Source organism: Methanosarcina sp. (assembly GCF_049706645.1).
Taxonomy (GTDB): Archaea; Halobacteriota; Methanosarcinia; order Methanosarcinales; family Methanosarcinaceae; genus Methanosarcina.
Map to the genome: position 1 here is coordinate 1 of NZ_JBNAKP010000027.1, position 1,998 is coordinate 1,998.

Annotated in this window: 1 protein-coding gene and 1 pseudogene; both read right to left on the reverse strand. The window is 41.6% G+C overall.

Annotation, left to right across the window (positions count from 1 at the left end; genetic code table 11):
• A partial coding sequence (locus ACPK8D_RS10920; protein WP_424717885.1) for an iron ABC transporter substrate-binding protein occupies positions 1-1,079 on the reverse strand: 1,079 nt, incomplete at its 3' end.
• A 706-nt stretch (positions 1,080-1,785) separates the two neighbouring features.
• Positions 1,786-1,998 (reverse strand): annotated as a pseudogene (locus ACPK8D_RS10925) (iron ABC transporter substrate-binding protein); the annotation flags it as partial.

A 1,998-nucleotide genomic window follows, 5' to 3' on the forward strand; every position in this document is an offset into this window, starting at 1 on the left:
TCCGGATAGAGCACTTTTCCTGCAAAATAAGCGTTCGCAAGCACGGACTCATAATTGGTGCTGTAGAAGTTGTAGGGGATTACTCCATAGACCTTACCATTCTTTACAGCCGAAAGGCCTGCAAGGGACGCGTCATTCTTAAGTTCTCCGATCGCTCCTTCATTACCAAGCTGGAGGGTTCCGACATCAATAAATATATACTCGGGATCCCAGTCTACGAGTGCTTCTTTGGCAATATCAGCATGGTCTGCGCCCATTCCGGCTGCAACATTCTTTGCATTCACCCAGAGGAATGGCGCGTAAGCCGGTTCCGTAGAGATTATTCCATGAGCTCCGGAATAACTCACCCCTCCAACATAGACAGTCTTTCTTTCGGACTCCGGAATGTCTGCAGTCCTGCTTTCCAGATCCTGCATCGTAGCTTCGATATAAGCGATTACCTCTTCTGCTCTTTCCTGTTTGCCTATGGCCTCGCCCATGATTCTGAGGGAGCTGTACATTTCGGTTTTCTGCTCCTCATTATTTAAAGACCCGTAAGGGAATGAGACTACAGGGATGCCGGTTTTGTCCTGAAGTGCGTCGGCATCAGCAGCGGTTGTTGCCGATGCCTGGCCAACTGTACTGCTCTTCAGGATAATCTGGGGGTTAATCTCAATTATCTTTTCAGGGTCGTCTTCTCCCCGGGCCTCTCCAATAAGGGGATAATCTTTAAGTTGCGGGTTTGCAAGGGCATAGGGTCGCCCCTCGATTTCATTTACCTTTGTCTCCATACTGTCAACGCCTACGACGTAGTCTTCGGCCTGGAGGTATACAAGGTAGCGCAGGCATCCGGACCCTGAGCAAACAAGTCTTTCCGCATTCCCGGGTACGGTAACTTCCCTGCCGAACCCATCCGTGATCGTAAGCTCTGCAGATTCTGCCGCCTCATTAGCGTCTGTAACTCCTGAAGCCGGAGCCGATACTTCCGAATCTTCATCAGATGCGGAGTTGTCAGCGCATCCTGAAGTCATCACCAGGGCAGCAATGAGTACTCCTATTAAAATAATTTTATTTAATTTATTACTATAATTTATTTTCATGTTACTTTCCTCTATGGCTAGAGAGTAAAAGTATTACATAAAATTAACTAAATTTACCTGTTTATTCTCAAAATCTCAACGAATTTCTAAAAATGATGAGTTGTTGTGACTTTTTAGGCCAGATGAAGATAAATTCGCAGCATAACCTGAAACCGGCTTATTTTTAGTTACTGAAACTGATTGCCTATGCTTGTGGCTGTTTTTAGGTAGATTGAATCTGTAGAAAGTTAACTCCGTGAAGTCCGATCGGGTAAAGTATCAGCTAAAAGATGGATGTTATTGAAAAACAAATTAAAACTAAGATAAAAATTAGATAATAATAAGACAAAAATAATATGAAAGTAATATAACTATTAAATAAAAGTTAGATAAAAGTTAGATAAAAGTTAGACAAAAGTTAGATAAAAGTTAGATAAAAGCAATATAACTATTAGATGAAAGTTAGATAAAAACTGGATGATAATACTTTTTCTCAGCTTTTTTCAGTTTTTCCCTTAAAATGGGTAACTAGAGGATAAATTTGTTTTTCAAAAATAGTTTGCAGCATTTCATAGGTGGTATTATCACTTCTTCTGCTTAGATCGAGTATATATGCATTATAAAGAGGAGCAGAAGCCCCCCATAACCCCTGAGTATTTTCTATTCACGGAATCTATGTAATCTTCCGAAACTGCTCCATTGGAAAATGCCTTTCTTTACATCTCTATCATAATGGGATCTGTTTGAATCCGAGGTTGTCGTACTGTCCGTTAAGATCAGAATATACAGGCTTGCCAAGGAAGAAGGTATAAATTTCGTCGGCTTTTGCTTCCGGATCGACGTCTTCAAACCTGTCCGGATAGAGCACTTTTCCTGCAAAATAAGCGTTCGCAAGCACGGACTCATAATTGGTGCTGTAGAAGTTGTAGGGGATTACTCC